Annotated in this window: 11 protein-coding genes; 4 read left to right on the top strand and 7 right to left on the bottom strand. The window is 63.4% G+C overall.

The window, feature by feature from the left end; all coding sequences use genetic code 11:
* Positions 1-6: 6 nt before the first annotated feature.
* From ABIA96_RS17575 to ABIA96_RS17600, 6 genes are all read right to left on the bottom strand, one after another.
* Positions 7-1,644 (bottom strand): ABC transporter ATP-binding protein, encoded by a 1,638-nt coding sequence (locus ABIA96_RS17575; RefSeq protein ID WP_354138303.1) that lies wholly within the window; start codon positions 1,642-1,644, stop codon positions 7-9.
* A gap of 7 nt (positions 1,645-1,651) precedes the next feature.
* Positions 1,652-2,830, bottom strand: coding sequence for an ABC transporter permease (locus ABIA96_RS17580; protein WP_354138304.1), 1,179 nt, complete (start codon positions 2,828-2,830; stop codon positions 1,652-1,654).
* Positions 2,830-3,939 carry a microcin C ABC transporter permease YejB gene (locus ABIA96_RS17585; RefSeq protein WP_354138305.1) on the bottom strand — a complete coding sequence of 370 codons (1,110 nt, stop codon included), beginning with the start codon at positions 3,937-3,939 and terminating at the stop codon, positions 2,830-2,832. The genes ABIA96_RS17580 and ABIA96_RS17585 overlap by 1 nt, the downstream gene beginning before the upstream one ends.
* Before the next feature lie 2 nt (positions 3,940-3,941).
* Complete coding sequence (locus tag ABIA96_RS17590; RefSeq protein ID WP_354138306.1) at positions 3,942-5,810, bottom strand: extracellular solute-binding protein; 1,869 nt, start codon at positions 5,808-5,810, stop codon at positions 3,942-3,944.
* A gap of 14 nt (positions 5,811-5,824) precedes the next feature.
* Positions 5,825-7,720, bottom strand: a complete 1,896-nt coding sequence (locus ABIA96_RS17595; protein WP_354138307.1) for an ABC transporter substrate-binding protein — start codon at positions 7,718-7,720, stop codon at positions 5,825-5,827.
* A 211-nt stretch (positions 7,721-7,931) separates the two neighbouring features.
* Complete coding sequence (locus ABIA96_RS17600; RefSeq protein ID WP_354138308.1) at positions 7,932-8,486, bottom strand: c-type cytochrome; 555 nt, start codon at positions 8,484-8,486, stop codon at positions 7,932-7,934.
* Positions 8,487-8,704: 218 nt separating this feature from the next.
* Between ABIA96_RS17600 and ABIA96_RS17605 the strand changes: the two genes are divergently transcribed.
* Positions 8,705-9,445: a 3-deoxy-manno-octulosonate cytidylyltransferase gene (locus ABIA96_RS17605; protein ID WP_354138309.1), complete on the top strand. Its 741-nt coding sequence runs from the start codon at positions 8,705-8,707 to the stop codon at positions 9,443-9,445.
* Between the two features lie 21 nt (positions 9,446-9,466).
* Positions 9,467-10,312, top strand: a complete 846-nt coding sequence (locus ABIA96_RS17610) for a prephenate dehydratase (RefSeq protein ID WP_354138310.1) — start codon at positions 9,467-9,469, stop codon at positions 10,310-10,312.
* Between the two features lie 36 nt (positions 10,313-10,348).
* On the opposite strand, the gene ABIA96_RS17615 is transcribed toward ABIA96_RS17610, so the two are convergent.
* The gene (locus ABIA96_RS17615; protein ID WP_354138311.1) at positions 10,349-11,365 is read right to left on the bottom strand and encodes an LLM class flavin-dependent oxidoreductase; all 1,017 of its coding nucleotides are present in this window, start codon (positions 11,363-11,365) and stop codon (positions 10,349-10,351) included.
* A 400-nt stretch (positions 11,366-11,765) separates the two neighbouring features.
* Between ABIA96_RS17615 and metF the strand changes: the two genes are divergently transcribed.
* On the top strand, positions 11,766-12,692 hold the full coding sequence (gene metF, locus ABIA96_RS17620; protein ID WP_354138312.1) for a methylenetetrahydrofolate reductase [NAD(P)H]: 927 nt from the start codon (positions 11,766-11,768) through the stop codon (positions 12,690-12,692).
* 6 nt (positions 12,693-12,698) lie between these two features.
* Positions 12,699-16,550: a methionine synthase gene (gene metH / locus ABIA96_RS17625; protein WP_354138313.1), complete on the top strand. Its 3,852-nt coding sequence runs from the start codon at positions 12,699-12,701 to the stop codon at positions 16,548-16,550.
* The last annotated feature ends 28 nt before the right edge of the window (positions 16,551-16,578 follow it).

Here is a 16,578-nt window from a genome sequence, read left to right on the forward strand (position 1 = left end):
CCGGATTTACGTCGCGACCGATCCGTTACCCGCCGTCTCCAGCCGGAACGCTGCAGCGAACAGTGCGCGGGTGTAATCCGTCTGCGGGTTCTTGAACAGCTCCGCGGCCTGGCCTTCCTCGACCACCTTGCCGCCGCGCATCACAATGAGATGGCTTGCGAGCGAGGCGACGACGCGCAGATCGTGCGAGATAAACATGTAGGTGAGATCGCGTCTGCGCTGCAATTCACGCAGCAGGTCGACCATCTGCGCCTGAATGAGCATGTCGAGGGCGCTGGTCGGCTCGTCCAGCACGACGAAATCCGGTTCCAGCACCACCGCGCGCGCGATGCTGATGCGTTGGCGCTGGCCGCCGGAGAATTCATGCGGATAGCGGAAGCGGGTGTCCGGCTTCAGCCCGACGTCCTCGAGCGCCTTGACGACGCGTCCCTCGCGCTCCTCGCGCGACAGCTTTGGCTGATGCACGGTGAGGCCCTCTGCGATGATGTCGTCGACGGACATGCGCGGGCTCAGCGAGCCGAACGGATCCTGGAACACGATCTGCATGTCGCGCCGGAAGGGGCGCATCTCCTTGAAACGCAGGCCCTGGATGTCCTTTCCAAGAAAAACGATGCGTCCGTTCGACGAGATCAGCCGCATCAGCGCCAGCCCGAGCGTGGTCTTGCCGGAGCCGGATTCGCCGACCACGCCGAGCGTCTCGCCTTTGCGCACAGCAACGCTGACACCGTCGACGGCCTTGATGTGACCGACGGTCTTGCGCATCAGGCCGCGCTTGATCGGAAACCACACCTTGAGATCGTCGGCCGACATCACCACCGGCGCATCCGGCTGCGGCGGCGCCGGGTCAGGCTTCGGCTCGGCCGCAAGCAGATCGCGCGTATAGGGATGTTTCGGAGTCTGGAAGACCTGCTCGACCGGTCCCTGCTCGACGATCACGCCGCCCTTCATGACGCAGACGGTGTCGGCGATACGGCGCACGATGCCGAGATCGTGGGTGATGAAGAGCAGGCTCATGCCGAGCCGGGCGCGGATTTCGGCGAGCAGCGTCAGGATCTGCGCCTGCACGGTGACGTCGAGCGCCGTGGTCGGCTCGTCCGCGATCAGCAGGTCCGGCTCGTTGGCGAGTGCCATCGCAATCATCACGCGCTGGCGCTGACCGCCGGAGAGCTGGTGCGGATAGCTCTTCAGCCGCGTCTCCGGCTCGGGAATGCCGACCTGCGTCAAGAGCTCGAGCGTCCGCGTGCGCGCCTGCGCGTTGCTGGTCGGATTGTGCAACTGGATGATCTCGCCGATCTGCGCCTCGATCGTGTGCAGCGGATTGAGCGAGGTCATCGGCTCCTGGAAGATGATGGAGATGTCGCTGCCGCGGATCTCCCGCATCTCTCGTTCCGTCTGGTCGATCAGCTCCTGCCCCTTGAAGCGGATGCTGCCAGAGGGATGCGAAGCGCTGGGATAGGGCAGCAACTTGAGGATCGAGAGCGCGCTGACCGACTTGCCGGAACCGGATTCGCCGACTAGCGCCAGGCATTCTCCGCGCTTGATCTGAAAGGAGACTTTGTCAACCGCAAGCGTCGTGGCGCCGCCTTGATGGAACGCCACGGAGAGATCGCGAACGGCAAGCAGGGGCTGGTTGATCGCGTCCATCACGCCCTCACTTGAACGTTTTGCGCGGATCGAAGGCGTCGCGCACGGCTTCGCCGATGAAGATCAAGAGCGACAGCATGATCGCGACCGAGAAGAAGCCGGTAAAACCGAGCCACGGCGCCTGCACGTTGGATTTTCCCTGCGAGAGCAGCTCGCCGAGCGACGGCGAGCCCGGTGGCAGGCCAAAGCCGAGGAAGTCCAGCGCTGTCAGCGTCATGACCGAGCTTGAGACGATGAATGGCAAGAACGTCATGGTCGCGACCATCGCGTTCGGCAACAGGTGCCGGAACATGATGACCTTGTTCGACACACCCAGTGCGCGCGCCGCCTGGATGTACTCGAAATTGCGCCCGCGCAGGAATTCCGCGCGCACGAGGCCGACCAGCGACACCCATGAGAACAGCAGCAATATCCCGAGTAGCACGAAGAAGCCGGGCACCAGCACCGATGACAGGATCAGCAGCAGATAGAGCGAGGGGATCGCGGTCCATATCTCGATGAAGCGCTGGAAGGTGAGATCGATCCAGCCGCCGAAATAGCCCTGGATGCCGCCGGCGGCGACGCCGACGATCGAGGAGACGATGGTGAGGCAGAGGCCGAACAGCACCGAGATGCGGAAACCATAGATCAGCCGCGCCACCACGTCACGGCCCTGATCGTCGGTGCCGAGCCAGTTATATTCGAGGTCGCGGCAGCTCTTCAGGCCCTTCTTCTCGACCACCGGCTTGCATTGCGCTTCCGTCAGCATCCAGGTCGGCGGCGACGGCGCCGGTGTCGGCAGATCGAGATTGTGAGTGTCGTAGGAGTAGCGGATCAGCGGCCAGACGATGCTGCCGCCCTTGTCCTTGATCAGCTTCTGCAGATAGGGATCGCGATAGTCCGCCGCGGTTTCGAAGTCACCGCCGAAGGTCGTCTCAGAATAGGTGACGAAGGCCGGCCAGTAGAGATGGCCGTCATATTTGATGAGGAACGGCCGGTCGTTGGCGATCAATTCGGCGAACAGCGACACCACGAACAGGACCATGAAGATCCAGAACGACCAGTAGCCGCGCCGGTTCGCCCTGAAATTCTCCCAGCGCCGCCTGTTCAGCGGTGACGGCGCAAACGGCTTGCGCGTGGCGGGCACGACTTCACCGAGCGGCGACGTCGTTGTGGTCTCGATCGGAGTGGGGGCGGTCAGCGTCATCAGACCTCCCTCGCCTCGAAGTCGATCCGCGGATCGATCCACATATAGGTCAGATCAGAGATCAGGTTGACCACGAGGCCGACCAGCGAAAAGATATAGAGCGTGCCGAACACAACGGGATAGTCGCGGTTGAGCACGCTCTCGAAACTGAGCAGGCCGAGCCCGTCGAGCGAGAAAATCGTCTCGATCAGAAGCGATCCGGAGAAGAAGGCGTGGATGAAGGCACCCGGGAAGCCCGCGATCACGATCAGCATCGCGTTGCGGAAGATGTGGCCGTAAAGCACCTGGCCTTCGCTGCAGCCCTTGGCCCGCGCGGTCATGACATATTGCTTGCGGATCTCGTCCAGAAACGAATTCTTGGTCAGCAGCGTCATCGTGGCGAAAGCGCTGAGGCCCATCGAGAGCAGCGGTAGTGTCAGGTGCCAGAAATAATCGATGATCTTCCAGTACCAGGGAAATTGCGACCAGCCGTCCGAGGTCAGGCCGCGCAGCGGGAATAGGTTGAAGAATGAACCGCCGGCGAACAGGATGATCAAGAGGATGGCAAACAGGAAGCCGGGGATCGCGAACCCGATGATGATGATCGCCGAGGTCCAGGTGTCGAAACGCGTGCCGTCCTTGACCGCCTTGCGGATGCCGAGCGGAATCGAGATCAGATAGGTGATCAGCGTCAGCCAGATGCCGAGCGAGATCGAGACCGGCAGCTTCTCCTTGATCAATTGGATCACGCTGACGTCGCGGAAATAGCTCTTGCCGAAATCGAAGCGGGCAAAATTCCACACCATCAGCGCGAAGCGTTCCGGCGCCGGCTTGTCGAAGCCGAATTGCACTTCGAGCTTCTTGATGAAATCGGGATCGAGCCCCTGCGCGCCACGATATTTCGAGCTGATGGCATCGCCTCCGGCACCCAGCTGCCCGGGCGCGCGTTGCGCAAAGTCGCCGCCGCCCGAGATGCGCGAACTGCCGCCGGTGTCGGCGCCCGACAACTGCGCGATCACGCGCTCGACAGGGCCTCCCGGCGCGAACTGCACGACGACAAAGGAGACGAAGAGGATCCCGAGCAGCGTCGGGATCATCAGGAGGATGCGGCGGGCGAGATAGGCACTCATGGCTATTTCGCCTGCTCGAGCTTGGCCGCCTTGGCGCGGTCGTACCACCAGTTCTCCGGCGCACCGACGCCCTGCGCATATTTCGGCGGCTTATCGGGATGACTGAACTGGTCCCAATAGGCCACGCGATGGAAGTTGGCGTACCACTGCGGCACCCAATAGCGCCCCGCCCGGAACACGCGGTCAAAGGCCCGGCAGGCTGTAGTCAGCTCCGCCCTGGTCTGCGCAGCAATGATCTTCTCGATGAGCGCGTCGATTGTCGGATCGGAGATGCCGGCGAGATTGTACGAGCCCTTGGTCTTGGCCGCCTGGGAGGAGAAGAACGCCCGCATGGCATCGCCGGGCGTCGCCGACATCGAGAACCGTTCGATCGTCATGTCGAAATCGAAATCCTCGAGCCTTGCGCGATACTGCACGGCGTCGACCAGCCGGAATGTGGCGTCGATACCGAGCGTCGCGAGATTCTTCAGATAAGGCCCATGATGCGGCTGGATCGACTGCTCGTCGTTCAGGAACTCGATCGTGAAAGGCTCACCATTGGGCAGCACCCGTTTGCGGTCCTTGACGACGTAGCCGGCTTCGTTGAGCAACTCGCTTGCCTTGCGCAGCAGGCTGCGGTCTTGCCCCGATCCGTCCGACACTGGCGGTACGAAAGGCTTGCCAAACACTTCATCAGGCACCTTGCCACGGAAGGGCTCGAGCAGCGCGAGCTCCTCGGGAGAAGGCGGGCCGGACACCATCATGTCCGAATTCTGGAACGGCGAGTACGTGCGCGCATAAGCGCCGTACATAATCGACTTGTTGGTCCACTCGAAGTCGAAGGCGTAGATCAGCGCTTCCCGGACACGCGGATCCCTGAACTTGTCGCGGCGAATATTGATGAACCAGCCCTGCGCACCCGACGGGGTCTCGTCCGGCAACTGCTCTTGCTTAACACGGCCGTCCTTCACCGCGGGGAAATCATAACGCGTGGCCCAGATGCGCGACGTGAGCTCCTCGCGGAACAGATAATTCTTGCCGGTGAAGCCTTCGAAAGCGACGTCGCGGTCGCGGTAGAATTCGTAGCGCACCGTATCGAAATTGTAGCTGCCGCGGCAGACCGGCAGGTCGGCGCCCCACCAGTCCTTGACGCGCTCGTATTCGATGTAGCGATTGACCTCGAACTTGCCGACCTTGTACGGGCCAGAGCCCAGCGGCGTATCGAGCGTCGATTCATCGAAAGCGCGCGCGGCGTAATAGGCCTTTGAGAAGATCGGAAGGCTCGCGACATAGAGCGGTACGTCGCGCGCGCGGTTCGGCGCGAAGGTGACGACCAAGGTGGCGTCGTCGATCGCTTCGGCCTTCACGAAATCGCGGAGCTGGACGACGATCAGCGGATGGCCCTTCTCCTTCAGCGCGGCGAGCGAGAACGCGACGTCATGCGCGGTGAGCCTGGAGCCGTCGTGGAAGCGGGCCTCGGGGCGCATCGTGAAGGTGTAGGTCAGCTTGTCCGGCGAGATCCGCACCGATTTCGCCGCAAGCCCGTACATCGCGTCGGGCTCGTCGTTGGCGCGCGCCATCAGCGGCGCGAAGGTCATGTCCATGCCTTGCGCGCCCTCGCCCTTCAGGATGTAGGCGTTGAGCGAAGAGAACGTGAAATAGGACTGGTTGTAGGCCCGCACCGAGGGGATCAGCGAGAACGCGCCGGCTTTCGGCGCGTCGACATTGACGTAATCGAAATGGTGAAAGTCGACCGGGTATTTGAGATCGCCGAAGGCCGATATGCCGTGGGCTTCGGTCGCCGCTTCCGACGCGCGCGCACCGCGCAACAGCGGCACGCTCAAGACGCCTGCACCCAAGGCCAAGACATGCCGGCGTGAAAGCTGCGCCATGCGCAATTGCTTCCTCAAGAGCGTTTTCCGATGCGCGCCGCCTTTTCGGCGTCATACCACCACAGCGTCGGCAGGCCGGACCGGCCGTATTTCGGCAGCGGTTCGGCATGGCTGAAGCGGTCCCAGCGGGCGTAGCGAGAGAACCCATAGGTGAACTGCGGCACGAGGTAGAAATTCCATAGCAGCACGCGATCGAGCGCGTGGGTCGCGGCGACCAACTCGCCCCGGTCCTTGGCGTAGATCACCTTCTCGATCAGCGCGTCGACCGCGGGGTTCTTGATGCCGATGGTGTTGCGCGCGCCCGGCATGCCGGCGGCCTGCGAGCCCCAGAACTCGCGCTGCTCGTTGCCGGGCGAGAGCGACTCGCCCCACTGATCGATGATCATGTCGAAGTCGAAGCTGCGCAGCCGGTTCTGGTACTGCGCGTCGTCGACGACACGGATCGAGGTGGCGACGCCGATGCGCTCCAGCGACGGCTTGTAGAACAGCGCGATGCGCTCCGACGAAGGATCCTGCACCAGGATCTCGACCGTGAGCGGCTTGCCGGAGGCATCGACCAGCTTGTGATCGCGCACCTCGAAGCCGGCCTCTTTCAGGAGCTTTGCGGCCTCGCGCAAATTGGCGCGCACGGCTTCCGGATTGCCACCGACCGGATTCTGGTAGGCCGTGGTGAAGACTTCCGGCGGCACCTTGTCCTTCACGGCTTGAAGGATCTCCAGCTCCTGCCCCTGCGGCAGGCCGGAGGAGGCAAGTTCAGTCCCTTCAAAATAGCTGCCTATCCGCTTGTACTGGCCGTAGAAGAGCTGCTTGTTCATCTCCTCGAAGTCGAAGGCGTAGTTGAAGGCCCGGCGCAGCCGCGCGTCCTTGAATTGATCGCGGCGGATGTTGAAGACAAAGGCCTGCATCCTGCCGGAATCGTTGATCGGGAACTCTTCCTTGAGCACCCGTTTCTCGGCCACCGCCGGGAAGTCGTAGGCCGTGGCCCACTGCTTGGCGGAATTTTCCGCGATCCAGTCGGCCTGGTCGGCCTTGAAGGCTTCCAGCGCGACCTGGTTGTCGCGGAAAAACTCGAAGCGCAGCTCGTCGAAATTGTTGGTGCCGATCTGGCTCGGGACATTCGCGCCCCAATAATCCTTCACCCGCTCAAGCTTGATCGAGCGCCCTGCCACGAATTCCTTGATCTTGTACGGGCCGGAGCCGAGCGGCGGCTCCAGCGTGGTCGCGCCGACATCGCGCTTGCGGCCCTGCGCATCGGTGCCTTCCCACCAATGCTTCGGCAGCACCGTGAGCTCGCCCACGATGGTCGGCAATTCGCGATTGCCGGGCGCGTCGAAGGTGAACTTGACGTCGCGCTCGCCCGCCTTCTCGGCCTTCGTGACGTGACGATAATAAGAGGCGTACATCGGGCTTTGCTGCTTGAACGTTTCCAGCGAGAAGATGACGTCCTCGGGGGTTACCGGCTTGCCGTCGTGCCAGCGGGCTTCCTTGCGCAGGCGATAGGTCACCCAGGAGAAATCGGCCGGATGCTGGGCGGATTCGGCAAGCTCACCGTACTCGGTCGCCACCTCGTCCTGCGCCCGGGTCATCAGCGTTTCGTAGATCATGGCCGCCGCCGGCGCGATATTGCCTTTGATACCGGAGACCGTGATGTTGAAATTGTCGAACGTGCCGATCGAGATCAGGCGCGCGACGCCGCCCTTGGGCGCATCCGGATTGACGTAATCGAAGCGCTTGAAGTCGGCGGGATATTTAATGTCGCCGAACAGGGACAAAGCGTGGCGCCAGGGAAGCTCACCTGCGGATTGCGCCTCTGCGGCGCTGACGACGGGAGTGCCCGCTGCGGAACCAAGGGCGGGGAGCGCAGCAACGGCCGCACCAGTGAGCAGGAGATCGCGTCGGGTAATGGTCAAATCAACATCCTGATCTTGAAGGAGGTTACCCCTTTAAGGGCTCAATATAGGCGAGGTTTCGACCGAATATGTTGCTTTTTCCTCATGTTGGAAGGCCAGACGGCCCGTCAGATGCGGCCAAACGCCCCGATAACGACGCCGCGAGCCCCGGATATGGAAACGGCCAGGCTTTGAGGCCTGGCCGCACATCTGAGATCGAGACCGAAGAGCCTTATTTCGCGGCGGTGGGCAGCGGCTTCGGGCTGTCGGAGAGGCTGTTCAGATAGGCGATGACGTCGGCGCGCTCGCTATCCTTCGGGATGCCGGCAAAGCCCATCGCGGTGCCGGGAATGAAACCCTTCGGATTGGCAATGAACTTGTTGAGGTCGTCGATGGTCCAGGTGCCGCCCTTGGCCTTCATCGCAGCCGAGAAGTTGAAGCCGTTGCGGCCTTCGCCGCGGTGGTCGTCAACGATCCCAAAGAGGTTGGGGCCAACGCGATTCGGGCCGCCCTTTTCAAAGGTGTGGCAGGCGCCGCACTTCTTGGCGGCGGACGCGCCCTTCTCGACGGAAGCGGTCTGGAGCAGCTTTTCGATCGGCTCGGACGGGGCCGCGGCGGCCGCGCCACCTTCCTTGTCGCCGGCCACTTCCTTCACGGCGATCTCGAAGCCCGGCTTTTCCGGCATCTTGGGCGAGAATAGCGCCTGAGCGGTGAAGCTCGTCACCAGCAGAATGAGACAGGTGCCGAGCACGGCACCGAGAATCTTGTTGAGTTCGAAAGAGTCCATTTCCGGCCAGGCCCCACACCGCAAGAAGAACTAGCGGCCAGGCGGCCGCCAGGACGAGCCTCGGGGGAATCAAACGTTCCTTATTGTTTCCCCGAGTTTTGCCATTGAGATATCGGTTTGCCCGGGGTCTGGCAACCCGTATAAGCGACCCGGCTTTCGGCCCATCCCCATTCCATTTCTCGACGCGGAAAACGCCCCGTTTCCAGGCCCTTGAACAGATGACCGATCCCCGCATTCTGGTGCTGATCCCGGCCCGCATGGCCGCCACCCGCCTGCCCGGCAAGCCGCTTGCCGATATCGCTGGCCTGCCGATGATCGTGCACGTGATGCGGCGTGCCGAGGCCGCCGGCATCGGCCGGGTTGCTGTGGCCACCGATACGGCAGAGATCGCCGCGGTCGTGACCGCCCATGGCGGCGAGGCGGTGATGACCCGCGCGGAGCACCCCTCAGGCTCCGACCGCATCCACGAGGCCATGCAGAGGCTCGATCCGAGCGGACAGGCCGAGATCGTGGTCAATCTCCAGGGCGACTTTCCGACGATCACGACCGACAATATCCGCGACGTGCTGCCGCCGCTGGAAGACCCGGCCGTGGACATCGCCACGCTGGCCTCGCAGATCCACACCGAGGAAGAGGACCTCGCCCCCAGCGTCGTGAAGGCGATCGGAACCTCGCTCGGCGGCCGGCGTATGCGCGCACTTTATTTCACACGCGCCACCGCGCCGACCGGGGGCGGACCGCGCTATCACCATATCGGCCTCTATGCCTATCGCCGCGCCGCGCTGGAGCGCTACGTTTCGCTGCCGCCCTCGCCACTGGAGCTGCAGGAGAAACTCGAGCAGCTCCGGGCCCTGGAGGCCGGGATGCGCATCGACTTCACCATCGTCGACACCGTGCCCCGCGGGGTCGACACGCCGGCGGACCTCGAGACCGCCCGCGGCATCCTTTCCAAATCCTGAGCCGCTGCTACAAGGCCCCTCATGAGCAAGATGAAGATCGCATTCCAAGGCGAACCTGGCGCCAATTCCCACATCGCCATTGTCGAGGCCTTTCCCGACGCCGAGCCGTTGCCCTGCGCCACCTTCGAGGACGCGCTGTCGGCGATCTCCTCGGGCGAGGCCGATCTCGGCATGATCCCGATCGAGAATTCGGTCGCGGGCCGCGTCGCCGACATTCATCATCTTTTGCCGGCCTCTGGCCTCTTCATCATCGGCGAGTGGTTTTTGCCGGTCCGTCATCAACTGATGGCGGTGAAGGGCACCAAGCTCGAAGACATCAAGAGCGTCGAGAGCCACGTGCATGCGCTCGGCCAGTGCCGGCGCATCATCCGCAAGCTCGGCATCAAGGGCATCGTGCACGCGGACACCGCCGGCAGCGCCCGCGACATTTCCGAGCGCAAGGACAAGACCGTCGCCGCGATCGCATCGCGCCTGGCTGCGCAGATCTACGGCCTCGACATCCTCGCCGAAGACATCGAGGACGAGGCCCATAACACCACGCGCTTCGTCGTGCTGGCGCGAGAGCCGAAATGGGCCGCGCAAGGCTCAGGCCCGCTAGTCACCACTTTTGTTTTCCGGGTGCGCAACCTCCCCGCCGCGCTCTACAAGGCGCTCGGCGGCTTTGCCACCAACGGCGTCAACATGACCAAGCTCGAGAGCTACATGGTCGACGGCAATTTCTTCGCCACGCAGTTTTACGCCGATGTCGACGGCCATCCCGACGACAAGGGTCTCGCGTTTGCGATCGAGGAGCTGAAATTCTTCTCGCGTGAATTCCGCATCGTCGGCGTGTATCCGGGCCACCCGTTCCGCGCGACGATGGAATGATCGCATGTCCCGAACGCGCGAAGCGCGAGCCGGGATCTAGGCTGCCTGCTTTGCCAGCCCAAACGCTTCCGCCAACAGCGAGTACGATTTCTTGCGTGCTTCGTGGTCATACACGGCCGTGATCACCATCAACTCGTCCGGCTTGCTTGCATCTATCAACGGCTGCAGCTTCTTCTGCACCGTCGCAGGGCTACCGACGAACAGGCGCGACCGATTGCGCGCGATCGAGACGCGCTCGGAATCAGAGTAAGGATAGGCCAGCGCCTCGTCGACGCTCGGCAGCGGCAAATACTGGCCGCGGTCGCGGCGCAAGCGGTTGAGATCGAAAGAGGTCGCGAGCTTTTCAGCCCCCTCATCGGTATCCGCCGCGATGACAGCGACGGCAAGGATAGCTTGCGGGCTTGCGCTCCACGCGGACGGCTGGAAGCGATTACGGTAATGCACCATCGCGTCGATCGCGTCGTGGGACGCGAAATGATGGGCGAAAGCGAAGCCCATGCCGACTTGCGCGGCGAGCTCCGAGGAATAGTCGCTGGAGCCGAGCAGCCAGATCGGCGGCAGCTTGGTGTCGTCGGGCATCGCGACGACGTTATGGTAGGGGTGCCCTGCGGGGAATTCGCGGGTCTCCCACAGGATGAGTTCGTGCAGCCGCTCCAGAAAGTCGTCACCCTCGCGGCGATCGAGCCGGCTGCGCAGCGCATACGCCGTCGCGCCATCGGTGCCGGGTGCACGGCCGAGGCCGAGATCGATGCGGCCGGGAAACAGCGCCTCCAGCATCTTGAAGCGCTCAGCCACCACCAGCGGGGCGTGGTTAGGCAGCATCACACCGCCTGAGCCGACGCGGATGTGCTTCGTCACCGCAGCGATCTGCCCGATCATCACGTCGGGCGCCGGGCTCGCCACCGAGGCGAGGTTGTGATGCTCTGCGAGCCAGTAGCGGACATAGCCGAGCCCATCGACATGGCGCGCCAGATCGATGCTGTTGCGCAGCGCCGCGGCCGGCTTTGTGCCTGTGGTGACGACGGAGAGGTCAAGGACTGAGAGGGGGATCATGGCGCGTTAACGTAGTGAAGAGCGGCGCCGCGGCAATGGGCCGGCAGCGCAGGTCTGGCGTGTGCAGGCGCAGACGCCGCGCGGACGGTATGAGCATGGCGTTGGGACGGGCACAGGTCACGCAACGCAAAACTTATTCTGCCCACTCAACATAAATCCACTTCATCAACCACTGAACTAGAATTATACACCTGATATTACTTGAAAATATATCTCTTCAGGCCATTTCCCACTTTTCTCATCTGCATCGCAATATTCGACACAATTATACAAAAAGTGGGCCATTTCCCATCTCCGATGGGCTGTCGAGAAACCCGCCTTTGCCCTATCTTAGCCTCTCCCAAGCTAGACCCGACCGCCGCCGCCAGACCGCTGGCGAGCCCCAGGAGTGAGTGGTGCCATGACCGATTTGACGATTCCTGCCCACACTGACGGGCAAGACGGGCACCTCGCCACAAAGCGGCCTGCGATCTCCTTCGAGTTCTTCCCGCCCAAGACGGAAGATATGGAGCGGAATCTCTGGGAGACCATCAACCGGCTGGCCCCGCTCGACCCGAAATTCGTCTCCGTGACTTACGGCGCCGGCGGCTCGACCCGCGAACGCACTCACTCGACCATCTCCCGCATCCTGAAGGAAACCGCGCTATTGCCGGCCGCGCACCTGACCTGCGTCGGCGCCTCGCGCGGCGAAATCGACGAGATCGTCGACCGCTACCATGAGGTCGGCGTCCGCCACATCGTCGGCCTGCGCGGCGATCCGGCCGGCGGCATCGGCACTGCCTATTCCGCTCATCCCGACGGCTACCAGAGCTCGGACGCGCTCGTCGCCGGGATCAAGAAGCGGCACAGCGATATCGAGGTCTCGGTCTCTGCATACCCCGAGAAGCATCCCGAAGCGCGCGACTTCGATGCCGACATCGACACGCTCGAGGCAAAAGTCGACGCCGGCGCGACGCGCGCGATCACCCAGGTCTTTTTCGATAACGACCTCTATTTCCGTTATCTCGACCGCGTCCGCGCCCGCGGCATCAACATCCCGATCGTGCCGGGCATCATGCCCATGCACAATTTCAAGCAGGCCCGCAATTTCGTCACCCGCGCCGGCACCACAGTGCCGGACTGGTTCGCCGCGAAATTCGAAGGCCTCGACGACGACGCCGAGACCCGCAAGCTGGTGGCCGCAACCGTCGCCGCCGGCCAGGTGCAGAAGCTCGCCAAGAACGGCGTCGACACCTTCCATTTCTACACCATGAACCGCGCCGATCTCGTGTTCGCGATCAGCCATTTGCTCGGCATTCGCGCCAAGAGCGCGCAGAAGGCGGCCTAAGACACCATGACCGTATCGACCTCGCCCAAGCGAACCGCCCTGATCAATGCCGCGCGCGAGCGCATCCTCGTGCTCGATGGCGCCATGGGCACGATGATCCAGAACCTCCAGTTCGACGAGGCCGCCTTCCGCGGCGAGCGCTTCAAGAATTTCCATCGCGACCTGCGCGGCAACAACGATCTCTTGATCCTGACCCAGCCGCAGGCGATCGAGGACATTCACGCCGCATACCTGCGCGCCGGCGCCGACATCGTCGCGACCAACACTTTCTCCACGACTTCGATCGCACAGGCCGATTACGACCTCACCGACATCGTCTACGAGATGGCGCGCGAAGGCGCCCGCCTCGCCGGCAACGCCGCAAGGCGCGTCGCCGCCGAGGACGGCAAGCCGCGCTTCGTCGCGGGTGCCATTGGCCCGACCAACCGCACTGCCTCGATCTCGCCTGACGTCTCCAATCCCGGCTACCGCGCGGTCACCTTCGACGATCTGCGAAAGGCCTATGGCGAACAGATCAACGGCATGCTCGACGGCGGCGTCGATCTGCTGCTGGTCGAGACCATCTTCGACACGCTGAACGCCAAGGCGGCGCTCTACGCGATCGCCGAAATCACCGAAGCGCGCGGCATCGACGTGCCTGTGATGGTGTCCGGCACGATCACCGACAAATCCGGCCGCCTGCTCTCGGGCCAGATGCCGGAGGCGTTCTGGAATTCGGTGCGGCATGCAAAGCCCATCACCATCGGCTTCAACTGCGCGCTCGGTGCCGAGGATCTGCGCGCGCATATCGCCGATATCGGCCGCGTCGCCGATGCGTTGGTCTGCGCTTATCCGAACGCCGGCCTGCCGAACGAATTCGGCCAGTATGACGAGACGCCGGAATACATGGCGCGCCTGGTCGGCGAGTTCGCGCGTGATGGCTTGGTCAACATCGTCGGCGGCTGCTGCGGCACGACGCCCGACCATATCGCGGCGATCGCAGCCGCCGTCGCCCCGCACAAGCCGCGCGTCGTGCCGGAGATCGAACCGCGCCTGCGGCTCTCCGGCCTCGAGCCGTTTATCCTGACCGATGCCATTCCGTTCGTGAACGTCGGCGAGCGCACCAACGTCACCGGATCGGCGCGCTTCCGCAAGCTGATCACCAATGGCGACTACACCGCCGCGCTCCAGGTCGCGCGCGACCAGGTCGAGAACGGCGCGCAGATCGTCGACGTCAACATGGACGAAGGTCTTCTGGATTCGGAAGCCGCGATGGTGACCTTCCTCAATCTCGTCGCCGCCGAGCCCGACATCGCCCGCGTGCCCGTGATGGTCGATTCGTCGAAATTCTCGGTGATCGAGGCCGGCCTGAAATGCGTACAGGGTAAGCCGGTCGTCAATTCGATCTCGATGAAGGAAGGCGAAGAAAAATTCATCCACGAAGCCAACATCGCCCGCCGTCACGGCGCGGCCGTGGTGGTGATGGCGTTCGACGAGGTCGGCCAAGCCGACACGTTCAAGCGCAAGACCGAGATCTGCAAGCGCGCCTACGACATCCTGGTCGAGCGCGTCGGCTTTCCGCCTGAAGACCTCATCTTCGATCCCAACGTTTTCGCAATCGCGACCGGCATCGAAGAGCATAACAATTACGGCGTGGACTTTATCGAAGCGACGCGCTGGATCCGCAAGAACCTGCCGGGCGCACACATCTCCGGCGGCGTTTCGAACCTGTCGTTCTCGTTCCGCGGCAACGAGCCGGTGCGCGAGGCCATGCACTCGGTGTTCCTGTATCACGCCATCAAGGCCGGCATGGACATGGGCATCGTCAATGCCGGGCAGATGATCGTCTATGACGACATCGATGCCGAACTGCGCCAGGTCTGCGAAGACGTCATCCTCAACCGCGATCCTGGAGCGTCCGAGCGCCTGCTGGCGCTCGCCGAGAAATTCCGCGGCAACAAGACCCAGACCAAGGAAGCCGATCTCGCCTGGCGCGAATGGCCAGTCGAGAAGCGGCTGTCGCATTCTCTGGTGCACGGCATCACCGAGTTCATCGAAACTGACACCGAGGAAGCCCGCAAGGCGTCGTCGCGTCCCCTCGACGTGATCGAGGGCCCGCTGATGGCCGGCATGAACGTGGTCGGCGATCTCTTCGGCGACGGCAAGATGTTCCTGCCGCAGGTCGTCAAATCCGCCCGCGTCATGAAGCAGGCGGTGGCCTGGCTGATGCCGTTCATGGAGGAAGAGAAGGCGCGCAACGCCGCGAACGGCATCGAGACTGGCAAGAGCTCGTCCGCCGGAAAGATCATCCTCGCGACCGTGAAGGGCGACGTCCACGACATCGGCAAGAACATCGTCGGCATCGTGCTCCAGTGCAACAATTACGAGGTCATCGACCTCGGCGTCATGGTGCCGGCGGCCAAGATCGTCGAGATCGTGAAGGCGGAGAAGGCCGACATCGTCGGCCTGTCCGGCCTGATCACGCCCTCGCTCGACGAGATGGCGTTCTTCGCCGGCGAACTGCAGCGCGAAGGGTTGAAGCTGCCGCTGCTGATCGGCGGCGCGACCACGAGCCGCGTGCATACGGCGGTGAAGATCGACCCGAGCTATCGGGCCGGTCCGGTCGTGCATGTCAACGACGCCAGCCGCGCCGTCGGCGTCGCCTCCTCACTGCTGAGCCCTGAGAAGCGCGAGGCTTATGCGGCCGAGGTTCGCGCCGAATACGCAAAAATCTCGGACGCGCATATGCGCGCGCAGGCCGACAAGAAGCGGCTGAAGCTGGAGGCGGCACGCAAGAACCGCGTGCCGGTCGATTTCGCGGCGAACAAGCCGGTGAAGCCGACCTTCCTCGGCATCAAGAGCTTCGACGAATACGACCTCGCCGAGCTCGTGCCCTATATCGACTGGACACCGTTCTTCCAGACCTGGGAACTCGCCGGCCGCTTCCCTGCGATCCTCGACGACGCCAAGGTCGGCGAGGTCGCCCGCTCGCTCTACGATGACGCGCGCAAGATGCTCGACACCATCGTCAAGGAAAAATGGTTCCGGGCGCGCGCCACCGTCGGCTTCTGGCCGGCGAATGCAGAAGGTGACGACATCGTGCTCTATGCCGACGAGAGCCGGACCAAGAGCATCGCGACGCTGCACACGCTGCGCCAGCAGCTCGAGAAGCGCGAGGGCCGTTTCAACGCGGCGCTCGCCGACTTCGTCGCGCCCGCCGGCGTGCCCGACTATGTCGGCGGCTTCGTCGTCACCGCCGGGATCGGCGAGGATGCGGTCGCCGATCGCTTCAAGATGGCCAATGACGATTACTCCTCGATCCTGTGCAAGGCGCTGGCCGACCGGCTGGCCGAAGCCTTTGCGGAGCGCATGCATGCCCGCGTGCGTCGCGAGTTCTGGGCCTACGCGCCGGACGAGGCGCTCTCGAACGACGAGATGATCCTGGAAAAATACCAGGGCATCCGTCCCGCGCCGGGCTATCCCGCGCAGCCCGATCACACCGAAAAGGCGACGCTGTTCGAGCTGCTCGATGCGGAAGCCTCCGCCGGCGTGCAGCTGACCGAGAGCTTTGCGATGTGGCCGGGCAGTAGCGTGTCCGGGCTCTATTTCGCGAGCCCCGAGAGCTACTATTTCGGCGTCGGCAAGATCGAGCGCGATCAGGTCGAGGACTACGCCGCGCGCAAGGGCATGACGGTGGCCGAGACCGAGCGCTGGCTCGCTCCTGTGCTCAACTACATCCCGTCGCGGGAGGATGCCGGCAAGGCCTTCGCGGCAACGCCCGCCAACGACGAGACGTCGAAGGACCTCGCCTCGCATCCACCCGGCTGCAATTGCGCGGTGCATCTGGTCTGGCAGAGGAAGCGCGCGGGGGCGGGGTAGCTTCCGCTCTCCCGCCGCCGTTCCAGTC

Source organism: Bradyrhizobium sp. LB11.1, from assembly GCF_040549385.1.
GTDB lineage: Bacteria > Pseudomonadota > Alphaproteobacteria > Rhizobiales > Xanthobacteraceae > Bradyrhizobium.